The following is a 16,513-nucleotide window of genomic DNA, read 5'->3' on the forward strand; positions in this document are numbered from 1 at the left end:
ATGGCCAGACTTAAAGCACGTTACAATGATGAACTTAAAGCCAAGTTAAAAGAAGAACTTAGCGTTAAGAACGTGATGGAAATTCCACGCATCACAAAAATTACCCTAAACATGGGTGTAGGCGCAGCTGCAACTGATAAGAAATTATTAGATGGTGCTGTAGTCGACATGCAATTAATTGCTGGTCAAAAACCAGTAATTACACTTGCTCGTAAATCTATCGCAGGTTTTAAAATCCGTGATGGGTGGCCGATTGGTTGTAAAGTTACTTTACGTGGCGACCAAATGTACGAATTCTTGGATCGTTTGATCTCAATCGCAATCCCTCGTATCCGTGACTTCCGTGGTTTCTCTTCGAAATCATTTGATGGTCGTGGTAACTATTCAATGGGTTTGAAAGAGCAAATCGTTTTCCCTGAAATCGATTTCGATAAGATTGATCGTATTCGTGGTATGGATATTACTATTACTACGACTGCTCGCACCGATGACGAAGGCCGTGCGCTTATGCGTGCATTCGGCTTCCCGTTCAAATAAGAGGTCGATATGGCTAAGAAAGGTATGATTAATCGCGAATTGAAACGCGAAAAAACAGTTGCTAAATACGCTGCAAAACGTGCTGAATTAAAAGCTACGATTGCAAATGTAAACGCAACTGAAGAAGAGCGTTTCGAAGCGACGTTAAAGTTACAAGCATTGCCACGTAATGCATCTCCGGTACGTCTTCGTAACCGTTGTGGTTTAACTGGTCGTCCTCATGGTTACTTCCGTAAGTTCGGTTTAAGCCGTAACAAATTACGTGACACAGTAATGCAGGGTGATGTACCAGGCGTTGTTAAGGCAAGCTGGTAAGGAGCGACTAAATGAGTATGCAAGATACCGTTGCCGACATGCTAACACGTGTTCGTAACGCACAAATGGCTAAGAAACAAACTGTTTCTATGCCTTCTTCTAAGTTGAAAGTTGCAATTGCAAATGTTCTTCAACAAGAAGGTTATGTTTCAAATGTAGAAGTTGCTCAAGAAGAGACAAAATCTACTTTGACAATTACTTTAAAATATTTCGAAGGCAAACCAGTTATCGAAGTGGTTAAGCGCGTAAGCCGTCCAGGTCTTCGCCAATACCGCGGTAAAGATAAACTTCCAAGCGTTAAGCAAGGTTTAGGTATTGCAATTGTTTCTACAAGCAAAGGCATCATGACTGATCGCGCTGCACGTGCTGCGGGCGTTGGTGGTGAAGTTATTGCTTTTGTTTCTTAATAGGTGATTCCTCATGTCTCGTGTGGCTAAAGCCCCAGTAACTGTACCAAATGGTGTAACAGTTACTCAGAACGGCCGGCAGGTCGAAGTGAAAGGCAGCAAAGGTACGTTGTCTTTCAACCTGCATGCGCTGGTCGAGCTAAAACAGGAAGAAGGTAAACTTCAACTTGCTCCAGTTAAAGAATCGAAAGATGCTTGGATGCAAGCTGGTACTGCTCGCGCTGTATTGAATAACCTTGTAAAAGGGGTTAGTGAAGGCTTCGAACGTAAGTTGCAGCTAGTTGGTGTTGGTTATAAAGCTGCGGTTAAGGGTACTGTTGTAAACCTTAACCTTGGTTTTTCACACCCAATTGACTACGCTTTACCTGAAAGTGTAACAGCGGAAACTCCAACTGCAACTGAAATCATTTTGAAATCAGCAAACAAGCAGTTGTTAGGTCAAGTAGCGGCAGAAATCCGTGCGTATCGTTCTCCTGAACCATATAAAGGTAAAGGTGTTCGTTATTCGGATGAAGTCATTCTTCGTAAAGAAGCTAAGAAGAAATAAGGCGCGAGGTTCTTATGAACGAAAAGAAACAAACCCGTTTGCGTCGTGCGAAAAGCACACGCTTGCACATCCGTGCATTGGGTGCGACTCGTTTGTGTGTAAACCGCACTCCGCGTCACATCTATGCTCAAGTTATTTCAGCAGATGGTGGCAAAGTTTTAGCACAAGCTTCAACTTTGGATGCATCTTTACGTAGCGGTACTACAGGTAATGTAGATGCGGCTACTAAAGTAGGTGCTTTAATCGCAGAGCGCGCGAAAGCAGCTGGTGTAACTAAAGTTGCATTTGACCGTTCTGGTTTTAAATATCATGGTCGTATCAAAGCCTTGGCTGATGCTGCTCGTGAAAACGGCTTGGAGTTCTAATCATGGCTAAAGTTGAACAAAACGAAGGTCTTGTTGAAAAGCTGGTTGCCGTTGATCGTGTAGCCAAAGTTGTTAAGGGCGGTCGTATCTTCTCTTTCACAGCATTAACTGTTGTGGGTGATGGTAATGGTCGTGTTGGTTTTGGTCGTGGTAAAGCACGTGAAGTTCCAGCTGCTATTTCTAAAGCACTTGAAGCTGCACGTCGCAACATGATTACTGTAGACCTTGCAGGTACTACTTTACAACACCCTGTGAATGCTCGTCATGGTGCAAGCCGTGTATACATGCAACCTGCTTCTGAAGGTACTGGCGTAATCGCTGGTGGCGCAATGCGTGCCGTTCTAGAAGCTGCAGGCGTGCATAACGTACTTGCTAAATGTTATGGTTCTACTAATGCTGCAAACGTAGTAAACGCAACTTTCAAAGGTTTGCGTGATATGACTTCTCCTGAGAAAGTCGCTGCGAAACGTGGTAAATCAGTAGCAGAAATTCAAGGGTAATCAATCATGAAAACGATTAAAGTTACCCAGACTAAATCTTCTTCACATCGCTTGAAAAATCACAAGCTTTGCTTACAAGGTTTAGGTCTGCGTCGTATTGGTCATACTGTAGAAGTGCAAGATACGCCTTCTAACCGCGGTATGGTCAACAAAGTCTACTATATGGTTAGTGTAGAGGAATAAGCCATGACTCTGCGTTTAAATGAGCTTGCGCCTGCAGAAGGTGCAAAACGTGAAAACCGTCGTTTAGGCCGTGGTATCGGTTCTGGCGTTGGTAAGACCGGTGGCCGTGGTGTCAAAGGTCAAAAATCACGTAAAAGTGGTGGCGTTCGTCCAGGCTTTGAAGGCGGTCAAACAGCGATTTATCGTCGTTTGCCTAAATTCGGTTTCACTAGCCAAATCGCTTTAAAAACTGCTGAAGTACGTTTATCTGAGTTAAGCAAGGTTGAAGGCGACATCGTTAGCCTAGAGACTTTGAAAGCTGCGAATGTTGTTCGTCGTGACCAAATTCGTGCTCGTATCGTACTTTCTGGTGAAATCACTCGTGCATTCACTGTTCAAGGTGTTGCATTGACTAAAGGCGCTAAAGCTGCGATTGAAGCAGCTGGCGGCAAAGTCGAGGAGTAATCTCGAGTGTCTATGTCTCCTAGTTCTTCAGGTCATGTCAACATGATGAAAGGTCAGCCATTTCACGTGAAATATCGTGAAATTATTCGCCGGATGAGTTTTCTAATCGGTGCATTGCTGGTCTTTCGACTAGGAGCGCATATTCCAGTACCAGGCATTAATAATGCTGCGTTAGAAAATTTATTTCAAGCGAACCAAGGAACTATTCTTGGGCTATTCAATATGTTTTCTGGCGGTGCTTTAGAGCGAATGTCTATTCTTGCTTTAGGGATTATGCCTTACATTTCTGCATCAATTATTGTGCAGTTAATGTCTACGGTAATTCCTTCACTAGAAGCCTTGAAAAAGGAAGGTGAGCAAGGTAAGCGTAAAATTAATCAGTATACGCGTCAGGGTACATTATTGCTTGCAGTGGTTCAGGCTGTTGGTATGTGCGCAGGTTTGATTGGTCAGGGTATTACTCTGTCAGTTGGTCTTGAGTTTTATATACCAGCGGTTACGTCACTTGTCGCTGGAACTATGTTCTTAATGTGGCTAGGTGAGCAAATCACTGAAAGAGGTATTGGTAACGGTATCTCAATGATTATTTTTGCTGGTATTGTTTCTGGTTTGCCTAACTTAATTATGCAATCAGTTTCATCGGTAGATAATGGTCAGACAAGCTTAATTGGTCTTGTGATCTTTGGTCTTTTGTCTTTAGGTGTGTTGGCTGCCATTGTGTTTATTGAAAAAGCACAACGTCGTATTCCAGTAAACTATGCACAAAAGCAGCAAGGTCGTCGTATATTTACGGCACAGCAGACACATTTGCCATTGAAAATTAATATGGCTGGTGTGATTCCTGCGATTTTTGCAAGTTCTTTACTATTGTTCCCTGCGAGTCTTGGTCAATGGGTAGGAAGTGCAGATGCAAATGCTGGATTGATTAAGCGTAGCTTACAAGATTTAGCTTTAGTATTGTCGCCTGGACAGCCTTTGTATTTGGTGCTCTTTGGTGCGTTAATTATCTTTTTCTGTTACTTTTATACGGCTTTAGTATTTAGCCCTAAGGAAGTATCAGAAAATCTAAAACGCAGCGGAGCTTATGTGCCTGGTATTCGCCCAGGTGAGCAAACTGCTCGTTACTTAGATCATATTCTTAATCGTTTGACGTTTATTGGTGCGATTTATATTACGGTCATTTGTTTAATGCCAATGATTCTACAAAGTTCTTTTGGAATCCCATTCTCTTTGGGCGGTACATCATTACTAATCGTAGTTGTCGTTGTTATGGACTTTATGGCTCAGCTACAAGCGCACTTAACATCTCATCAATATGATAATCAAACATTAATGAGAAAAACGACTGCTCATCCTAAGGGATAAGCGCACTTAGAGGTTTCATCATGAAAGTACAAGCTTCTGTAAAGAAAATTTGTGGTAGCTGTAAAGTTATCCGTCGTAATGGGGTTATTCGCGTAATTTGTAGCGCAGAACCTCGTCATAAGCAGCGTCAAGGTTAATCTAATCAAGACCTGTTGATTTCAGTAGGCGAATTGGGTTAATATCCGCCCCTCAAGATTTTGTGGGGCGGTTGATTATCTCTACTGCCTTTTTGGAGAAAGTGAATGGCTCGTATTGCCGGTGTAAACATTCCGGATAACAAGCATGCTGTTATCTCCCTCACTTACATCTTTGGTGTCGGTCGCCATACTGCTAAGAATATCTTAGCTACAGTTGGTATTACTGAAACTACTAAGATCCGTGAGTTGGACGATGCTCAGCTTGATGCGATTCGTGCAGAAGTTGCTAAGGTTCCTACCGAAGGTGACTTGCGTCGCGAAATTTCCATGAACATTAAACGTTTAATGGATTTGGGTTGCTATCGCGGCCTTCGCCATCGTCGCAGCTTGCCTGTCCGTGGTCAACGCACCAAAACTAACGCACGTACCCGTAAAGGTCCGCGCAAACCGATTAAAAAGTAAGATTTCTGGAAGCTAAAAGATGGCTAAAGATACTCGCACACGCAAGAAGGTCACTCGTACCGTCTCTGAAGGTGTTGCACACATTCACGCGTCTTTTAATAACACCATTGTTACGATTACTGATCGTCAAGGTAATGCATTGGCTTGGGCCACCTCTGGTGGACAAGGCTTCCGTGGTTCACGTAAATCAACTCCGTTTGCTGCTCAGGTAGCTGCTGAAGTTGCTGGTAAAGCAGCTTTAGATTACGGTTTGAAAAATCTGGATGTCCTTGTAAAAGGTCCTGGTCCAGGTCGTGAGTCTGCGGTTCGTGCATTAGGCGCAGTGGGTTATAAAATTAACAGCATTACCGATGTGACGCCAATTCCTCACAACGGTTGCCGTCCACCTAAAAAACGTCGCGTGTAAGGAGAAACATTCATGGCTCGTTATATTGGTCCAAAATGCAAACTCTCTCGCCGCGAAGGGACAGACCTGCAACTTAAATCTGGCGTTAAACCATTTGACGTCAAAACTAAAAAAGCTAACAAAGCACCTGGTCAACATGGTCAGGCACGCGGTGGTAAGCAATCTGAGTATTCACTACAATTACGTGAAAAACAAAAAGTCCGTCGTATTTACGGTGTGTTAGAACGTCAATTTAGTAACTACTATAAAGAAGCAGCTCGTGTTAAAGGCGCAACAGGTGAGAACTTGTTGAAATTGCTTGAAAGCCGTCTTGATAACGTTGTTTATCGCATGGGTTTTGGTTCTACACGTGCAGAAGCTCGTCAGTTAGTAAGTCACCGTAGCATTACTTTGAATGGTCGTCGTGTAAACATCGCATCTATTCAAGTTAAAGCTGGTGATGTAATTGCGGTTCACGAAGGTGCTAAACAACAATTGCGTATTAAAAACGCGATTGAGTTAGCTGCACAACGTGGTATTCCAGCTTGGATGGATGTTGATCATTCTAAGCTTGAAGGTACGTTTAAAGCTGCACCAGATCGTGCTGATTTACCTGCTGAAATCAATGAAAGCTTGATTGTAGAATTGTATTCTAAATAATCCTTGAGGTAGCAATAATGACGCGTACTGCAAACGAGTTTCTAACTCCGCAAGCGATCAAGGTCGAAGCGGTTAGCGGGACCTCGGCAAAAGTGATTCTAGAACCTTTAGAGCGTGGTTTTGGCCACACTCTAGGGAATGCTTTACGTCGCATTCTATTGTCTTCTTTACCTGGCGCTGCTGTGGTTGAAGTTGAGATAGAAGGTGTCGAGCACGAGTACAGTACTTTAGAAGGCTTGCAGCAGGACATCGTCGAGCTCTTGCTGAACCTAAAAGGATTGTCTATTAAGCTGTTCGATCAAAATGAAGCATATTTAACATTAGAGAAACAAGGTCCTGGCGAAATTACTGCTGCTGACCTTCGTTTACCTCATAATGTTGAAGTGGTTAATCCAGAACATTTAATAGGTACTTTGAGTGCTTCAGGCTCATTAAAAATGCGCTTGAAGGTTGCTCAAGGTCGTGGTTATGAAACATCTGATTCTCGTTTCCCTGAAGGTGAAACACGTCCTGTTGGTCGTTTGCAATTAGATGCTTCTTATAGCCCGATTAAGCGTGTTTCTTACACCGTTGAAAATGCGCGTGTAGAACAACGTACCGATTTAGATAAACTGGTAATCGACCTCGAGACAAATGGAACGGTTGATCCTGAAGAAGCAATCCGTAAAGCGGCAACAATCTTGCAACAACAAATTGCAATTTTTGTTGATCTTCAGAAAGACCAAACTCCAGTTGCTCAAGAGCCTCGTGAAGAAGTTGACCCAATCTTGCTTCGCCCAGTAGATGATCTAGAGCTTACTGTTCGTTCTGCTAACTGTTTGAAAGCAGAAAATATTTACTACATTGGTGATCTTGTTCAACGTACTGAAGTTGAGTTGTTAAAAACTCCTAACCTTGGTAAAAAATCGTTAACAGAGATCAAAGATGTTTTGGCATCGAAAGGCTTACAACTCGGTATGCGTCTTGAAAACTGGCCACCAGCTAGTCTTCGTATGGACGACCGTTTTGCCTATCGTAGCCGTTAATTAAGTAGGACTATCACCATGCGTCATCGTAATAGTGGTGTGAAATTAGGCCGTACAAGCAGCCATCGTAAAGCGATGTTCCAAAACTTGGCTAATTCTTTATTTGAACACGAGTTGATCAAAACAACTGTGCCTAAAGCTAAAGAATTACGTCGTGTTGCTGAGCCTTTAATCACTCTAGCAAAAAACGATACTGTAGCAAATCGTCGTTTAGCATTTGCTCGTACTCGTAATGCTGCAACTGTAGGTAAATTATTTACCGTACTCGGCCCTCGTTACAAAGAACGTAACGGCGGTTATCTACGTGTTCTTAAAGCGGGCTTCCGTGCTGGTGATGCAGCACCGATGGCTTACGTTGAGCTTGTAGATCGTGAAGTGAACACTTCAGCTGAATAATTGATTTTATTCAAAAAAGACCGGTTTTATACCGGTCTTTTTTATTTCTGTTAATTAATAAAATTATAAAAATGTCCCCAAGTGACATAAAAAAACGGATAAACGGTCAAACTTGACATTGTGTATTGTCAAAATTGTGCTTTAATAAACTTATATTCTCAACAATGGGTATAAAAATAAAATGGAAAAGCAAGTTGATATTTTAATCATTGGCGCAGGTATCTCAGGAATTGGAATTGCTGCCCATTTATCCAAAAATTCTCCACAACGCCAATTTGAAATTTTAGAGCGTCGTGAATCTTTTGGTGGAACATGGGATCTTTTCCGTTATCCAGGCATTCGCTCAGACTCAGATATGTCCACATTTGGTTTTAATTTTAAACCATGGTGTAAAGCGAATGTATTAGCTGATGGTGCTTCTATTAAAGGGTATTTAGGCGAAGTAATTGATGAATATAAATTAAAAGAAAAAATTCATTTTGGTCATCGTGTACTTTCTGCTAATTATGATTCTGAATCAAAGAAATGGCAGGTTGTGATTGAAGATGGTAAGAAAAAACAACAGACTTGGATTGCTAATTTTGTTGTAGGTTGTACCGGTTATTATAATTATGATCAGGGATATGCTCCTTCTTTCCCAAATCAAGAAGCTTTTAAAGGGCAGCTTATTCACCCACAGCATTGGCCTGAGAATTTAGATTACACAGGGAAAAAAGTCGTTATTATTGGTAGTGGAGCAACTGCAATTACTTTAGTACCGGCAATGGCTAAAGGTGGCGCTGGTCATGTCACTATGTTGCAGCGTTCACCAACGTATATTGCTAGTGTACCGTCTATCGACTTCGTTTATGAAAAAACGCGTAAATTTATGTCTGAAGAAACAGCTTATAAATTTACCCGCGCACGTAATATTGGTATGCAGCGCGCTATTTATGCATTATCGCAGAAACATCCAAAGACTGTTCGTCGTTTACTCTTAAAAGCAATTGAAGTGCAGTTGAAGGGTAAGGTAGATATGAAGCATTTTACACCTTCGTATAACCCTTGGGATCAACGTTTGTGTGTGGTACCTGATGGCGATTTGTTTAAAATTTTGCGTGAAGGTAAAGCAAGCGTAGAAACTGATCAGATTGAGAAATTTACCGAAAAAGGTATTCTACTTAAATCTGGTAAACACCTTGATGCTGATATTGTTGTTTCTGCAACAGGCTTACAAGTTCAGATTATGGGTGGTGTTCAGGCGACTATTGATGGGAAAGCAATTAATTCATCTGAGCATATGCTTTATAACGGTGTGATGTTAAGTGATGTACCAAACATGGCTATGATTATTGGTTATGTAAATGCATCGTGGACCCTTAAAGTTGATATCGCTGCGGAATATATTTGTCGCTTGTTAAATTATATGGATAAAAATCACTATGATGAAGTGATTCCATCTGGTGATAAAACTGAAATGGAAGAAGATACTGTAATGGGTAAATTGTCTTCAGGTTATATTAGCCGTGCGGCACATGAACTTCCAAAACAGGGTAAGCATGCTCCATGGCAAGTGACTAATAACTATTTAGAAGATAGAAAGTCGCTGAAAAATTCAAAATTTGAAGATGGTGTTCTACATTTTCATAAACGTTCAGAAGCTAATGAGCGCAAGCCAAAATTAGTATCTTAATAGATATTAGATAAAGAAAAGGGGCATAATGCCCCTTTTCTTATGAAGGTATTAAAGTGTTCTTGAAATTAACTCTTTCATGATTTCATTGGTACCTGCATAAATTCGATTTGCTCGATGATCAATGTATGCACGCGCTATTGGATATTCAAGCATGTAACCATAGCCACCATGTAATTGAAGACACTCATCTACAATTTTTGAGAACATGTCTGAAATTTTATATTTAGCAGCTGCAGCAGCTTCCACACTCAATTTTTCTTCAAGTTGTAATTCCATACAACGATCTAAATAAGTACGGCAGAAATCTATTTCTGTTCTCAGTTCAGCAAGTTTAAAACGCGTATTTTGAAAAGCACCAATATGTTTGCCAAATGCTTTACGGTCTTTTGTGTATTGAACCGTATGTGCAAATGCCGCTTCAGCTCCTGCCTGACAAATAATAGCAACTAGCATTCGTTCCCAAGCTAACTCTTTCATAAGCATGATAAAGCCCATGCCTTCCATGCCTAAAAGATTTTCTTTAGGAACGCGAACGTTATTGAAAAACAATTCGCAGGTATCTTGGCCTTTCATTCCAATTTTATTAAGAGGCTTACCTTTGCTAAAACCAGCTCGGTCTGCTTCAACAATAATGAGTGATAAGTTCGCTGAACCTTTGTCGTTATTGCCAGTTTTACAAACCACTACGACCATGTCACATAAGTAGCCATTAGTAATGAAAATCTTTGAACCATTAATCACATAATCATCACCATCAAGAACGGCTGTGGTTCTTACTGCTTGTAAATCAGAACCAGTGCCTGGCTCAGTCATGGCAATAGCTGTGACCACTTCTCCTGTTGCCATCTTCGGTAGCCACTTTTGTTTTTGTTCTTCATTACCAAAGTTGTTTACATAATTGGCAACAATATCTGAATGCAAAGAGAAGCCCGTACTAGAGTCCATAGCATAAGCTTGTTCTTCGATTAAGATCATACTGTACAGGCGGTCTACTCCGGAACCACCATATTGTTCTGGCATTGTGGTACACAAGAGGCCTAATTCTCCAGCCTTATTCCAAAGGTCTCGATCAACATGTTGCTGTTTTTCATATTTTTCAATATTGGGAACAACTTCTTTTTCATAAAATTTACGAACTGTTTCGCGGAATGCCTCATGTTCTTCGTTAAATAGTTGTCTCGGTAACATATTTGGAATAGGACGGATAGCACCAGATTGCATTTGTATTTCTTCCTTGGTTCAGGTGTGATGTTATGAACTTAAACATACGGAAGCCTTGCTTATGTAACAATGTGATGAATGCTCAATTATGAGTACAAGATGATAAATTTGGTCAATTTGATATTTTTAGCGATCTTTGGAATGTGATCAGGTAAACTAAGCGCACTATCAACGCAGATGGGGAAATAAATGTCTGACGAAATGACCTTGGAAGAACGTAAAGTAATTTATCGAGCACGCCGCGGCTTAAAAGAAATTGACGTCTATTTTGACCCTTATGTAAAAAACTATTATCTAAAAGCGGATTCGGCAGAGAAGGCCTTATTTGCAGAGTTAGTTGAACAAGAAGATCCTGATTTACTCGATTGGTTCATGGAAGTTTCTGAACCTCCACGTACAGAGTTACGTGAATTTATTTATAAATTAAAACAGTACGTTCATGGCTAAGCTGTTTTGATAAAAGAATTGAATTTTGAGCTGAAATATAGTCGTTTCTCGATAATATTTCAGCTTTTTATTGGCTTGAGTTTAGCAATCTTACTGTATCAATTGTTATCACCCATTTGGTGGTTGATTGCTTTCATTCTTTTATCTATTAGTTTTCTATTTTTTTTCAGACAATCACAAATTTCTCAAATTGCATATTTAGACCAAAAATCGTGGTCAATTGCATACTCCTCACAAAAGATAATTTCTCGTGTGGAAATTTCTAAAATAATTGATTATCAGCTGTTTATGATTATTTATTTTGAGGAGGCACCTATAAAGGTAGCCATAATTTGGTTTGATCAACTTCCTTCGCTGCATTGGAAAAAGCTAAAAGTCTTACAGAAACTTCATTAATTGTTAGACAATTCTACATTTGTATATTTATTTAAAAACTATAAAAAACAATAATTTAATCTTTATTTTTTTGCTTGAGTTTAGGATTGTCTAATTAAAAATTAGAAAAAAGCTAAGGAAATACAATTGTCTGACAATTTCACCTATGGGTATCTAGTTGATCGGTTAAAGTACAAACACCAACGTAAAGTGTGTCGGAGGTCTCAAAATGGAGATGCCAACATGGTCGTTCTTGGTCATTGCCATCATTTTGGCAGTGGTGATCGGAAGAGCAGGAACTTTACTCAGGGAACATCTTAACAAAGTTAATTTTAACAAAGTTAAGAGACAGAGGGTGCAAGGTCGTCGATCAGTCAATTATTAAATTGCTTAGTCGATTAATTTCATCAAGTGTCTAGTTTATAACTGGGTGCGATTGTAGTAAGGAGGTCTCTCATGGAGATTTCAATGTGGATGTTTCTGTTAATTGCAGTGCTTATGGCTGTGGTAGTAGGAAGAGCAGGAACTTTACTTAAGGATTATCTAGAACAAAAATAATATAAGCCGTTAAAAGCTTATCTCAGTTAATAAGTAGCATGTGCTGAACCGTCGCAATGCTACTTTTTTTTGCCTAAAATTTCTGTTTTCTGAAAAAACTGTCAATTTTATCTACTGTGAAGTATGTCAAAGTATAAGCGCTACAATTAGAGTAATTACTCTTTTATTCAAGATATGCATCTGCTAATGTACATCTGAAAAGGAAAAAACAAATTACATAGAGGACAGGAAGATGTCTAAAGTCCAAAAAATAAGCCAAGGTTTGGCGGTAAGTTTGCTTGCAGCTTCAGTATTATCAGGTTGTTCATACGTCGTGAAAACCGGAGCAAATGTTGCTTTAGGTTTTACGGAAAAGCACGTCGTTCCACCTATTTTAGCAATGCAAGATGCTGAAATGGTTTGTAATACGGGTAGTGCATTAACACCTGCAATTATGTCTACCAAAGGTATGGGTGCAGATCCAACTCGTGTTGCTGTATTAATGTATGCCGCATCAGGTGTATGTGCGGAAAACCAAGCCTTAGAACAGGAATTACGTTATTTACGTGCATCAAAAGCAGGGCAAGTAACCGAAGCTCAAGATGCTCGTATTGCTCAGAAACGTTGGGCAGCCATTGCTGCTGAGCGTCAATATACGGGCTATAAATTGTTCGCTGACCGTTGGGAGTCTAAATATAAATATCATTTAGGTGATTCTTGTCCAACGATGCGTAGTGATACTGATCAAACTGTTTATTTACTTGGAATGATTAGTGGTCTTCAGGCTGTAACCAATGATATTAACTCTGGTGGTGCAGTCAATGTTCCAAAAGATATTGCTGCTATTGTAGAGCGCGGCATGGTTTGTCTGAATAATGAAAAATTCTGGGGCGCACCTAATGCAACACGTGCTGTTATTTGGACCTTACTGCCTGGGGCTGATGAAGGGAAACCTGACCCATATCAAACTTTAAAACAGTCAGTTCAAATTGGTGAACAAAAGGGTGTCCGCCTGTCCCATGCTTTGTATGCGGTAGCTGCCCAAGCAAGTGGTGATGATGCAAAAATCCGTGATGCATTAAGATCATATGCCGCATCTCAAGCTGATGATAAGCCTGTCAATCCGAATTTTAAGCTAATCGATAGTATGGCTGGTCTGATTGTACGTGGTATTTCTGACCGTTACTGGACTGAGCATACCGGTGTGCGTACCGGAGATGATGGTATGTCACATTTCTGGGATGATAAGAATGAAGGCGCAGCAGAGTTAGATGAATTGTTTGATGGAGGGGCCGCATCTGAAGTTCCTGCAGACTCATCTGCTCCACCAGCAGCGCAGTAAAAATATTTGAAAGGTTAACTTCTTGCGAGACTGTTGTTAAGTTTTACAATGGTAGCAAGAAGTTTAATTTCAAGGAGTGTGCCATGAAGGATCATGTACTGAATCATAAAGTGCTTTTGGTCGCAGTGTGCATTTCTGTGTCTGCCTGTCTACAGGTGTTTCCTGATACATTTATTTATTGGCGCGAAAGTTTACTCGGTGAATTCTGGCGTTTATGGACCGCACATTGGGTACACGTTGGGTGGATTCATTTCCTTTTAAATATGATGGCATTCGCCTGTTTACCGTTTATCTTCCCGCATACCAAAGCGTGGCATCTTTTAAGTCTGCTTCTGCTTTTGCCACCGTTCATTAGTCTGGTGTTCTATTTCTATTTGCCTTATATCGAAGCGTATGCAGGGCTGTCTGGTGTGTTACATGGGCTCTATACAGCAGTTGCTTTAGTTTACTTGCAATATCGTAAAGAACGGAATTTTGCTTTTCTGGTTTTAGGATTAATTATTGCAAAACTGATATGGGAAAATACTTTTGGGCAAACAGGAACGGCTCAGTTAATAGGAAGCCCAGTTTTAACTGAAGCTCATCTCTATGGCGCGATTGGTGGTGCAGTTTTTGGGGGGTGCTATTGGCTGGTACAGAGATTAAAAAAGAAATATTGACAATACGAACTGTTAAAAAAGTGATTTTAGTCATTCTTTATTAATAAAGTTTGATGCAAATTTGATCGTTGAATAAAGGGATTGGTAGAAGGGGTATGGATTTAACCCCTGACCAAGAAAATTGCATGACTCAAGTCTTTATTTTTTAAGGACTTGAGAGAACAAAATTGGAATATTTATGCAAGAATATCAAGAAAAAAGATCTGGATTAGGTCTGTTGGGTTATATCTGGAACGAATGGATCTCAACATTCGTCATTCTTACTCTGCTATTAATGACTCTAATCATTGGTACCGGGGAAATGATCCACGGACAATTATTACGTATCGGGGAACGTCTTTATGGTGACCCTGCTATAGGCATGCAATATTCATTTTTGCGTGCTGAACCTGAAAAGCCGACTTGTGATCGACATCCAAATATCGATGCCCAAGTAAAAGAACAAATGAAAGCGAATGCATCTGATGATTTCTCGAGTTTCTTTGGTGCAGCATCGGAAAGTGATGTCCGTGCATCACTACTCGCTGCGCAGCAACAATGTGATGAGAAATATCAGACATATGACAAGACAATTAAATATATCGAAGCTAACCCCGGGGTACGTACTTACCGTGCTGTCGAAACAGGTTTCTTTGGTATTTTTAAATTTGGTACAGAGAATCGTGCCATTTTACTGATTTTTATGGTTTTGATTTCTGCGATTACGGCATCGTTAAAATTCCACCATATTGGCTTACGTAATCCGGCAACAAAAATAGATTACAAAGTCTATTCCATCTTTATGGTGATTGGTAATGCCTTACTCAGTAGCTCTGTAATCAGTCAGTATCGTTCAGTCATCAATTCTGGTGTGACACCTACCTATGAAACGGTAACTATTTACTGGATATGGATGATTCTATTTGTTGTTCTGACTTTAATTAGTCTTTATCAACTATTTGTTTCACCACCAGCAAAGCGAGAAGGCGGTAATATTGGTTTAGCCTTATTAAGTGTGCCTTTATATGCTTACATGGCTTTGATTACGGGTATCGTATTTACATTCTTTATGGATTATCCAATGGGGCAAGGGATTTACCTTGGTTTATTGGTTGAGTTTTCAGGTATTTTCCTAAACCTTGCCTTGTTTATTTGGGCAGGTATGCTCCTAACTCAAACACGTGTTATGGATTTATTCCTTAACGTGCTTCGTCCATGGAATTTGGCACCAGAAACCCTAACATGGTTAATTCTAATTGCTGCTGCTGTACCAACGGCTTATACAGGCGCATCAGGTATTTTCGTTATTGCGGCAGGTGCAATTATTTATAAAGAAGTCTGGAATGCGGGTGCTCGCCGTCAATATGCTTTGGCTGTGTCTGCAATGTCAGGTTCTTTAGGGGTAGTTGTACGTCCATGTCTATTGGTCGTTTTAATTGCCATGCTTGATAGCCGTCATGTAACGTCCGATGAATTGTTTGGCCATGGTATTTATGTATTTTGGCTAACAGCATTTATTTTCTTGGGTGTGTCATTACTATTGGCTGAAGAAAAATTCCGCGTGAATTCACCAAAAGTAGCGATTCCGGGTATGTTACGTGCCTTTGTACCCGTGATCCCATACATTCTGATTACTGTTGTTGTTCTTGCGATCTATAAATATGCGCTAGACACAGGAATGAATGAATTTACTGCACCAGTAATTTTGCCATTAGTCCTGATCGCAATGATCTTGTATGACAAATTGGTGTCTACAAAAGAAGCTCCTGCAATCAATATTCATGAAGCAATTGTTCGTGAACATGAACAAAAATCACCATTCTTGCAGTCACATGATCCGCATAGTTCTCAATACCGTCTTGGTTTTGGTGGAGCACTTCGTTTTGCCACCTCAGAAACAGTCGGCCATATTGGTGCACTAATTATCTTGATGGCATTGTCTGCAAGTGTAGGTGGTTTAATTGAACGCTCTGAAGTGGTTGAATTGTTACCGACTCATTTAGGCAGTATTTATATATCACTGGCATGTATTGCACTATTGCTTGCCATTATTGGTATGTGTACTGATCCATTTGGTGCTGTAATTTTAGTTGCTGCAACCATTGCACCTGTGGCATACGAAAATGGTATTCATCCAATTCACTTCTGGATGATTGTGTTGGTTGCATTCGAATTTGGTTATGTAACGCCGCCAGTTGCCTTGAATCATCTACTCACGCGGTTGTCCGTCGGAGATGATGAAGTGAACGCTGCGGATGCGGAAGCGAAAGAGAAATATACAAGCTTCTACTACCGTTATGAGCGCTGGTTACTACCAATTATTGTCTTGTTCTCATCATTGGTATTGGTTACTTATGTACCGTATGTGTTCAAGTTATTCGATTGGTATAAATAACTTAAATTAAAGTATCTGTTATACAAAAAAGCCCTCCTAAATGGAGGGCTTTTTTAGTAGTAGAATTCAATAAATTTTGGAAAATGATGGCTAGAATTATTTTAATTAAAATAAAAAAGCTAAAGATGAATAACTTTAGCTTTTTAAGTTCCCAT

Annotated in this window: 22 protein-coding genes; 21 read left to right on the plus strand and 1 reads right to left on the minus strand. The window is 40.2% G+C overall.

Annotated features, from left to right (window positions below):
• From rplE to MKL38_RS12435, 16 genes are all read left to right on the plus strand, one after another.
• Complete coding sequence (rplE, locus tag MKL38_RS12360) at window positions 1–537, plus strand: 50S ribosomal protein L5 (RefSeq protein WP_003653658.1); 537 nt, start codon at window positions 1–3, stop codon at window positions 535–537.
• A 9-nt stretch (window positions 538–546) separates the two neighbouring features.
• On the plus strand, window positions 547–852 hold the full coding sequence (gene rpsN / locus MKL38_RS12365) for a 30S ribosomal protein S14 (protein ID WP_003653657.1): 306 nt from the start codon (window positions 547–549) through the stop codon (window positions 850–852).
• A gap of 11 nt (window positions 853–863) precedes the next feature.
• Window positions 864–1,259, plus strand: a complete 396-nt coding sequence (rpsH, locus tag MKL38_RS12370) for a 30S ribosomal protein S8 (RefSeq protein ID WP_003653656.1) — start codon at window positions 864–866, stop codon at window positions 1,257–1,259.
• Between the two features lie 13 nt (window positions 1,260–1,272).
• Entirely contained in the window at window positions 1,273–1,806 is a 534-nt protein-coding gene (gene rplF, locus MKL38_RS12375) for a 50S ribosomal protein L6 (RefSeq protein WP_003653655.1), read from the plus strand.
• 14 nt (window positions 1,807–1,820) lie between these two features.
• Window positions 1,821–2,171, plus strand: a complete 351-nt coding sequence (gene rplR, locus MKL38_RS12380) for a 50S ribosomal protein L18 (RefSeq protein ID WP_003653654.1) — start codon at window positions 1,821–1,823, stop codon at window positions 2,169–2,171.
• Between the two features lie 2 nt (window positions 2,172–2,173).
• On the plus strand, window positions 2,174–2,671 hold the full coding sequence (gene rpsE / locus MKL38_RS12385; protein WP_003653653.1) for a 30S ribosomal protein S5: 498 nt from the start codon (window positions 2,174–2,176) through the stop codon (window positions 2,669–2,671).
• Window positions 2,672–2,677: 6 nt separating this feature from the next.
• Window positions 2,678–2,854, plus strand: coding sequence for a 50S ribosomal protein L30 (gene rpmD, locus MKL38_RS12390; RefSeq protein ID WP_003653652.1), 177 nt, complete (start codon window positions 2,678–2,680; stop codon window positions 2,852–2,854).
• A 3-nt stretch (window positions 2,855–2,857) separates the two neighbouring features.
• On the plus strand, window positions 2,858–3,298 hold the full coding sequence (gene rplO / locus MKL38_RS12395; protein WP_003653650.1) for a 50S ribosomal protein L15: 441 nt from the start codon (window positions 2,858–2,860) through the stop codon (window positions 3,296–3,298).
• A gap of 45 nt (window positions 3,299–3,343) precedes the next feature.
• Window positions 3,344–4,663 (plus strand): preprotein translocase subunit SecY, encoded by a 1,320-nt coding sequence (gene secY / locus MKL38_RS12400; protein ID WP_171056784.1) that lies wholly within the window; start codon window positions 3,344–3,346, stop codon window positions 4,661–4,663.
• Between the two features lie 20 nt (window positions 4,664–4,683).
• Window positions 4,684–4,800: a 50S ribosomal protein L36 gene (gene rpmJ / locus MKL38_RS12405; protein WP_000867907.1), complete on the plus strand. Its 117-nt coding sequence runs from the start codon at window positions 4,684–4,686 to the stop codon at window positions 4,798–4,800.
• Between the two features lie 105 nt (window positions 4,801–4,905).
• The gene (gene rpsM / locus MKL38_RS12410) at window positions 4,906–5,262 is read left to right on the plus strand and encodes a 30S ribosomal protein S13 (RefSeq protein WP_004789609.1); all 357 of its coding nucleotides are present in this window, start codon (window positions 4,906–4,908) and stop codon (window positions 5,260–5,262) included.
• A gap of 19 nt (window positions 5,263–5,281) precedes the next feature.
• Window positions 5,282–5,668 carry a 30S ribosomal protein S11 gene (gene rpsK / locus MKL38_RS12415; RefSeq protein WP_001040166.1) on the plus strand — a complete coding sequence of 129 codons (387 nt, stop codon included), beginning with the start codon at window positions 5,282–5,284 and terminating at the stop codon, window positions 5,666–5,668.
• Between the two features lie 12 nt (window positions 5,669–5,680).
• Complete coding sequence (gene rpsD / locus MKL38_RS12420) at window positions 5,681–6,307, plus strand: 30S ribosomal protein S4 (protein ID WP_003653643.1); 627 nt, start codon at window positions 5,681–5,683, stop codon at window positions 6,305–6,307.
• A 17-nt stretch (window positions 6,308–6,324) separates the two neighbouring features.
• On the plus strand, window positions 6,325–7,332 hold the full coding sequence (locus MKL38_RS12425) for a DNA-directed RNA polymerase subunit alpha (RefSeq protein WP_003653641.1): 1,008 nt from the start codon (window positions 6,325–6,327) through the stop codon (window positions 7,330–7,332).
• A gap of 18 nt (window positions 7,333–7,350) precedes the next feature.
• Window positions 7,351–7,728, plus strand: a complete 378-nt coding sequence (gene rplQ, locus MKL38_RS12430) for a 50S ribosomal protein L17 (protein WP_002049717.1) — start codon at window positions 7,351–7,353, stop codon at window positions 7,726–7,728.
• A 181-nt stretch (window positions 7,729–7,909) separates the two neighbouring features.
• The gene (locus MKL38_RS12435) at window positions 7,910–9,400 is read left to right on the plus strand and encodes a flavin-containing monooxygenase (RefSeq protein WP_132070366.1); all 1,491 of its coding nucleotides are present in this window, start codon (window positions 7,910–7,912) and stop codon (window positions 9,398–9,400) included.
• Window positions 9,401–9,451: 51 nt separating this feature from the next.
• On the opposite strand, the gene MKL38_RS12440 is transcribed toward MKL38_RS12435, so the two are convergent.
• Window positions 9,452–10,624, minus strand: coding sequence for an acyl-CoA dehydrogenase family protein (locus MKL38_RS12440; protein WP_270903399.1), 1,173 nt, complete (start codon window positions 10,622–10,624; stop codon window positions 9,452–9,454).
• Between the two features lie 189 nt (window positions 10,625–10,813).
• On the opposite strand from MKL38_RS12440, the gene MKL38_RS12445 reads away from it, so the two are divergent.
• From MKL38_RS12445 to MKL38_RS12465, 5 genes are all read left to right on the plus strand, one after another.
• Window positions 10,814–11,071 (plus strand): FAD assembly factor SdhE, encoded by a 258-nt coding sequence (locus MKL38_RS12445; protein WP_017388310.1) that lies wholly within the window; start codon window positions 10,814–10,816, stop codon window positions 11,069–11,071.
• Window positions 11,072–11,077: 6 nt separating this feature from the next.
• Window positions 11,078–11,467: a hypothetical protein gene (locus tag MKL38_RS12450; protein WP_270903400.1), complete on the plus strand. Its 390-nt coding sequence runs from the start codon at window positions 11,078–11,080 to the stop codon at window positions 11,465–11,467.
• Window positions 11,468–12,236: 769 nt separating this feature from the next.
• On the plus strand, window positions 12,237–13,325 hold the full coding sequence (locus tag MKL38_RS12455) for a hypothetical protein (RefSeq protein WP_270903401.1): 1,089 nt from the start codon (window positions 12,237–12,239) through the stop codon (window positions 13,323–13,325).
• An 83-nt stretch (window positions 13,326–13,408) separates the two neighbouring features.
• On the plus strand, window positions 13,409–13,984 hold the full coding sequence (gene rrtA / locus MKL38_RS12460) for a rhombosortase (RefSeq protein WP_004639503.1): 576 nt from the start codon (window positions 13,409–13,411) through the stop codon (window positions 13,982–13,984).
• A 178-nt stretch (window positions 13,985–14,162) separates the two neighbouring features.
• Window positions 14,163–16,358 (plus strand): TRAP transporter large permease subunit, encoded by a 2,196-nt coding sequence (locus MKL38_RS12465; RefSeq protein ID WP_270903402.1) that lies wholly within the window; start codon window positions 14,163–14,165, stop codon window positions 16,356–16,358.
• Window positions 16,359–16,513: the final 155 nt, after the last annotated feature.

This window comes from Acinetobacter sp. AOR14_HL (assembly GCF_027855175.1).
Taxonomy (GTDB): domain Bacteria; phylum Pseudomonadota; class Gammaproteobacteria; order Pseudomonadales; family Moraxellaceae; genus Acinetobacter; species Acinetobacter calcoaceticus.

Bases quoted from the DNA above. Each gene is read 5' to 3' on its own strand.
- rplQ (WP_002049717.1), top strand. From the start codon at position 7,351: ATGCGTCATCGTAATAGTGGTGTGAAATTAGGCCGTACAAGCAGCCAT.
- MKL38_RS12435 (WP_132070366.1), top strand. From the start codon at position 7,910: ATGGAAAAGCAAGTTGATATTTTAATCATTGGCGCAGGTATCTCAGGA.
- rpsN (WP_003653657.1), top strand. From the start codon at position 547: ATGGCTAAGAAAGGTATGATTAATCGCGAATTGAAACGCGAAAAAACA.
- rpmJ (WP_000867907.1), top strand. From the start codon at position 4,684: ATGAAAGTACAAGCTTCTGTAAAGAAAATTTGTGGTAGCTGTAAAGTT.
- MKL38_RS12425 (WP_003653641.1), top strand. From the start codon at position 6,325: ATGACGCGTACTGCAAACGAGTTTCTAACTCCGCAAGCGATCAAGGTC.
- rpsH (WP_003653656.1), top strand. From the start codon at position 864: ATGAGTATGCAAGATACCGTTGCCGACATGCTAACACGTGTTCGTAAC.
- rpmD (WP_003653652.1), top strand. From the start codon at position 2,678: ATGAAAACGATTAAAGTTACCCAGACTAAATCTTCTTCACATCGCTTG.
- rplF (WP_003653655.1), top strand. From the start codon at position 1,273: ATGTCTCGTGTGGCTAAAGCCCCAGTAACTGTACCAAATGGTGTAACA.
- rplE (WP_003653658.1), top strand. From the start codon at position 1: ATGGCCAGACTTAAAGCACGTTACAATGATGAACTTAAAGCCAAGTTA.
- rrtA (WP_004639503.1), top strand. From the start codon at position 13,409: ATGAAGGATCATGTACTGAATCATAAAGTGCTTTTGGTCGCAGTGTGC.
- secY (WP_171056784.1), top strand. From the start codon at position 3,344: ATGAAAGGTCAGCCATTTCACGTGAAATATCGTGAAATTATTCGCCGG.
- MKL38_RS12440 (WP_270903399.1), bottom strand. From the start codon at position 10,624: ATGCAATCTGGTGCTATCCGTCCTATTCCAAATATGTTACCGAGACAA.
- rpsE (WP_003653653.1), top strand. From the start codon at position 2,174: ATGGCTAAAGTTGAACAAAACGAAGGTCTTGTTGAAAAGCTGGTTGCC.
- MKL38_RS12455 (WP_270903401.1), top strand. From the start codon at position 12,237: ATGTCTAAAGTCCAAAAAATAAGCCAAGGTTTGGCGGTAAGTTTGCTT.
- rplO (WP_003653650.1), top strand. From the start codon at position 2,858: ATGACTCTGCGTTTAAATGAGCTTGCGCCTGCAGAAGGTGCAAAACGT.
- rpsD (WP_003653643.1), top strand. From the start codon at position 5,681: ATGGCTCGTTATATTGGTCCAAAATGCAAACTCTCTCGCCGCGAAGGG.
- MKL38_RS12465 (WP_270903402.1), top strand. From the start codon at position 14,163: ATGCAAGAATATCAAGAAAAAAGATCTGGATTAGGTCTGTTGGGTTAT.
- MKL38_RS12445 (WP_017388310.1), top strand. From the start codon at position 10,814: ATGTCTGACGAAATGACCTTGGAAGAACGTAAAGTAATTTATCGAGCA.
- rplR (WP_003653654.1), top strand. From the start codon at position 1,821: ATGAACGAAAAGAAACAAACCCGTTTGCGTCGTGCGAAAAGCACACGC.
- rpsM (WP_004789609.1), top strand. From the start codon at position 4,906: ATGGCTCGTATTGCCGGTGTAAACATTCCGGATAACAAGCATGCTGTT.
- rpsK (WP_001040166.1), top strand. From the start codon at position 5,282: ATGGCTAAAGATACTCGCACACGCAAGAAGGTCACTCGTACCGTCTCT.